The sequence below is a fragment of the uncultured Caballeronia sp. genome, from assembly GCF_964243625.1.
Taxonomy (GTDB): domain Bacteria; phylum Pseudomonadota; class Gammaproteobacteria; order Burkholderiales; family Burkholderiaceae; genus Caballeronia.
In genome coordinates this window covers 1-4,260 of the sequence record NZ_CAXTGZ010000521.1, presented here as the reverse complement: position 1 = coordinate 4,260, position 4,260 = coordinate 1, and the positions used below count along the sequence as shown (strand labels likewise).

General features: G+C 58.6%; 4 protein-coding genes. 2 read left to right on the top strand and 2 right to left on the bottom strand.

The genetic code is table 11. The features are described 5' to 3' along the window. Positions 1 to 828: MFS transporter (locus tag ACFFAR_RS26140; protein ID WP_375508737.1), on the top strand; the 828-nt coding region annotated here is incomplete at its 5' end. 174 nt (positions 829 to 1,002) lie between these two features. Then, positions 1,003 to 2,700 carry an FAD-dependent monooxygenase gene (locus tag ACFFAR_RS26135; RefSeq protein WP_375508736.1) on the top strand — a complete coding sequence of 566 codons (1,698 nt, stop codon included), beginning with the start codon at positions 1,003 to 1,005 and terminating at the stop codon, positions 2,698 to 2,700. Here the strand turns inward: ACFFAR_RS26135 and ACFFAR_RS26130 are convergent. Then, a complete protein-coding gene (locus ACFFAR_RS26130) occupies positions 2,684 to 3,625 on the bottom strand; it encodes a LysR substrate-binding domain-containing protein (protein WP_375508735.1) in 942 nt (313 codons plus the stop codon). The genes ACFFAR_RS26135 and ACFFAR_RS26130 overlap by 17 nt on opposite strands. A gap of 91 nt (positions 3,626 to 3,716) precedes the next feature. Beyond that, positions 3,717 to 4,260 (bottom strand): amidohydrolase family protein (locus ACFFAR_RS26125; RefSeq protein WP_375508734.1); only part of this gene is annotated, 544 nt, incomplete at its 5' end.

Sequence of the window (4,260 nt, the reverse complement as noted above, 5' to 3'; positions counted from 1 at the left end):
TGGCGCAGCATCTTTGTGGCGGCCGGTGGATTGACAGTTGTCACGGCGGCGTTGAGCATGCTTTATTTGCCCGAGTCACTGGCGTTCTTAACTCGCCACAAGCGCCGGGACGAAGCGCTCGCCTGGATCAAGCGGGTGCTTGGCGTTAATGTTTCTACACGTCCAGGCGAGGGTGATCGAACACCGCTCAACGAGTCTGTGCGCGGAGCAGGCACGAGCTTGCTTTCATCGTTGAATTTTCGCGTGAACGCCGGACTCTGGATTGGGTTCTTCACGCTGTCGTACGTCGCCTTCGCATATTTCATGTGGACACCAACCGTGTTCGTCGGTGCCGGATTTAACATGCCCAGGGCCATTCGATGCACATCGGTTTATACGTTTTCCGCCGTTCTCGGCGTCCTCGTGTGCGTCGTGCTTTTGCCGCGTGCGGGATCGCGCATTTTAATCTTGCTATCCATCGCGGTGGGCATTTGTGCGGGTATCGCGTTTCCGAGTCTTCTGGCGGGGGGCGTCGCGAAGCTCTCTGCATTGAATATGACCATGGCGTTGGCAGGATTGGGTGGCGGCATGTCCCAGTCGACTGTCTATGCGCTTGCCGCGACAGCTTATCCAGCCACTTATCGCGCGACGGCGATCGGCGTTTGCGTCGGCATCAGCCGGCTTGGGGGAATCCTGGCCGCGCTGGGCGGTGGGATGCTGCTTGAAGTGGGCGGCAGTCTGTTCTTCGGCGTCGTTGTTGGCATGCTGATTGTCGGCCTGATAGCCCTTGCCGTCATGAATCGGCATATCGGCGTGCCTGCGTCGCGTGCTCGCTGCCTAGGCGCGTAGTCCGTCTGCGAAAGCTCGGGTTTGCGCGTTTTATCAAACAACGATATACCCGCCCGGCATAGGGACAGCGCATATGGCATCTATCTCTGCACACACTGGTACGGCACAGTAAAGATCATTCGACCTATCAACGTGCAAGGGAAGTGAATCCCATGCAACTACGCAAAAACACTTATGATCGAAGACAACACTGACAAGAACACAAACGAGAAACAGCTGAAGACGAAAGTCCTGATAGTCGGGGCAGGACCGACCGGCCTTGCGCTTGCCATCGAACTCGGCAGCCGTTCGATTCCCTGCATGGTGATCGAGCGAAATGATCGCACGGGTTATGCGCCGAGAGCCAAGACGACCAATGTCCGGACTCGGGAGCATCTGCGTCGATGGGGTATCGCCGACCGCCTTGCCGAGGCTTCACCCTTCGGGCTCGATTACCCTTCTCATGTTCTTTTCGTGACTCGGCTAGGCGGTCATCGGCTGGCGAAATTCGATCACGTGTTCAATTGCAATCCTGAGAAGAACGCATTTTATTCCGAGCATGCGCAGTGGATTCCGCAGTACATGCTCGAAGACGTGCTGCGGGCTTACGCTCAAGGTCTTCCGGGCGTAGAACTTCATTTTTCTACCGAGTACGAGGCGCTTACGCAAGACCACGATCACGTCCACGCGAAAATCCGTAATTTGGTGACAGGCGTCCATGAAGAGATTCGTTGCGAGTATTTGGTCGGTGCGGACGGCGCGCGCAGCGCAGTGCGCGAGGTGATCGGCGCGAAGATGTCGGGAACGTATGGCCTGTCGAGAAACTTCAATATCGTGTTTCGAGCGCCCGGACTTGCCGAGGCTCACGCTCATGGACCCGCAATCATGTACTGGCAAGTCAACGCGGACTCGCCGGGGGTTGTCGGTCCCATGGATGTAGGCGATAAATGGTTCTTCATGCCGTCGAATGTGCCGAAGGATCTGAAGCTGACCCATCGCGAAGCCGAGGATCTCATCCGCAAGGCGACGGGGATCGATCTTCCGTATGAAGTGCTGAGTACTGACGAATGGATAGCAAGTCGCCTGATCGCCGACAAATATCGTGATCGACGCATCTTCCTCGCAGGCGATGCGTGTCACTTGCATCCCCCCATGGGCGGATATGGAATGAACATGGGCGTTGCCGACGGCGTCGATCTCGGATGGAAAATAGCGGCGACGCTGCAAGGGTGGGGCGGCCCTGCCTTGTTGGACAGCTACGAAGCCGAACGACGCCCAGTGCATAACTTCGTGATGGACGAAGCAGTCGCGAATCACTCATTGATCGGAACGCAAGTGTTTGAGCCCGGTCTGGAGGAACTGAGTGAGGAGGGCGCGCGACTTCGCGACGAAGCGAGTCAGCACATCCAACTCACCAAGGCGCGGGAGTTTTTGAACCTGCGCGTGGTGCTGGGATACCACTATGGCGAGTCGCCAATCGTAGTATCGGACGGATCGGCGGATGCTCCGCAGGGTGGAGAACAATATGTTCCTTCGGCAAGACCGGGGTGCGTCGCCCCGCACGCGTGGATGGAAGACGGCAGTTCGCTCTACGATGGTTTCGGCCAGGGCTTCACGCTATTGATAACCGATTCGAAAGCGGACGATGTCGAACTCATCACGAAGCAGGCCAAGCAAGACGCGACCACCGCTGGAATCCCATTGACCGTCTTTACTCCAGGGAACGCAAGTCTCGCGGAGTTGTACAACGCCCGTTACGTACTGATTCGACCTGACCAGCACGTTGCTTGGCGTGGAGATGCGTGGCCGGACAACGGCCAGCACTTGTTCGGGCGTGTGAGCGGACATCTATCCATGATATGGCTAGATGATTCAGTTACGCGTGGCGAATGAGTTGTAGCTTGTCTATATCGCGTACTGCCGTGTTTTGGCGGCTGGCCACTCGCCGCAGTAGATCGCAGAAGTATTCGCTTGCTGGCGTCGACGGAACACTGCTGCGGCGAACCAGGGTCATGAACGGTCCCCCCAGTGTTTCCTCGATCGGAATCGGGACGATGATATCCCGGATGAGCGTGGAATTGAGCCACTGGTCTGGGAGCATAATGAGCATGTCGGTCGAAATCAGCGCAGTGATCCAGGTGAGTGCTGTTTCAGCCTGGAGAGCGACCTTAGGAATAGGGAGGCCGCGGCCTGAGAACACCCCTGAAAATTCCTTTTCTGCCTCTGCCGTAATCAAGGTCGAGATCCACCGCGCCTCGGTCAATTGCTCGAGGGAGCGCGCGCCCGCAAGCGGATGTCCTTTACGCGCGAGAACGACGCGCCGCGTCTTAAACAACGTTTCGAGTTGAAGCCCCGGCGCGGCTCCCCATTCCGGTGCCGGACCGAGGTAAAAGTCCACCACCCCGCTGCGAATGCGTGCATCGATCATGGGAAAGACGCCTTCAATGATCCGCAGCTGGACGTTCGGATAGCGCCGGGTGAATACGTCGAGTGCTTCGGGCAGAAGTGCCTGGTGCCCCATGGCCGAAATGCATGCGACCACCGTGCCGTGAACCGAACCCTGCATCTGTTGAATTTCGTCGCGCGCCCGACGCAATTCGTTCATCGCGCTGCTGGCGCGCATCACGAACAGGTCGCCCATTGGAGTCAGTGCGGCGCCGGTCGCCTGGCGTTCCAGCAGAGGCGCGCCCATCTCCTTTTCCAACTCGCGCACGCTGCGGCTCAAGGCAGGTTGCGACACGCCAAGATATTTGGCTGCAGCATTGATGCTGCCTTTCTCCGCGACCGCCAGCAGGTCACGCAAATGATGCATTTTCATAGCGTCTCGAATTGTTTTTGTAGAGCGTATGTTTGGATAGATAAGCGCTTGTCCAGCGTGCCTGCATTCGGCCTTCTCGCTAACGCGATGCTTACTCCAGCCCGAGCCATTGCGCCGCGTTCCTCCATCGCAGCGCCTCCTGCGTGTCATCGCTGAGCTCGAGCGATGCCACGCGGGCCGCCGGATCGGCGTCCATGATCGCGAACGGATAGTCGGTGCCGATCATCACGCGATCCTCGCCCACCGTTTCGATAAGCGCGCGAATCGACGTCGCGCTGTAGAGAAGATCGTCGTAGTAGAGCGCTCGCGCGGCATCAACTGGTGCCACGGGAATCGCTTCTCGCAGGGCGCGCTGGCATTCCCACGCGTACTGCATGCGCGGCAAGACGGTCTGGATTGCTCCGCCGCCATGGCTCAGCGCAATGCGCAAGCGCGGAAATCGGGTCAACAGGCCGCCCGTAATGATCGATGCCGCGGCCAGCCCAATCTCGCCCGGGAACGCGACGATCTGTTCGAGCGATGTGGGTCCGACCAATCGATCCATGCCGGCGGGGCGCAACGGGTGGACGAAGATTGCCGCGCCGCACGCTTGCGCTGCTTCGAAGAACGGCCAAAATCGCGGATCGCCGATTGCG

Excerpts from the sequence above, each read along its gene's own strand:
- ACFFAR_RS26130 (WP_375508735.1), bottom strand. The coding sequence starts at position 3,625 with ATGAAAATGCATCATTTGCGTGACCTGCTGGCGGTCGCGGAGAAAGGC.
- ACFFAR_RS26135 (WP_375508736.1), top strand. The coding sequence starts at position 1,003 with ATGATCGAAGACAACACTGACAAGAACACAAACGAGAAACAGCTGAAG.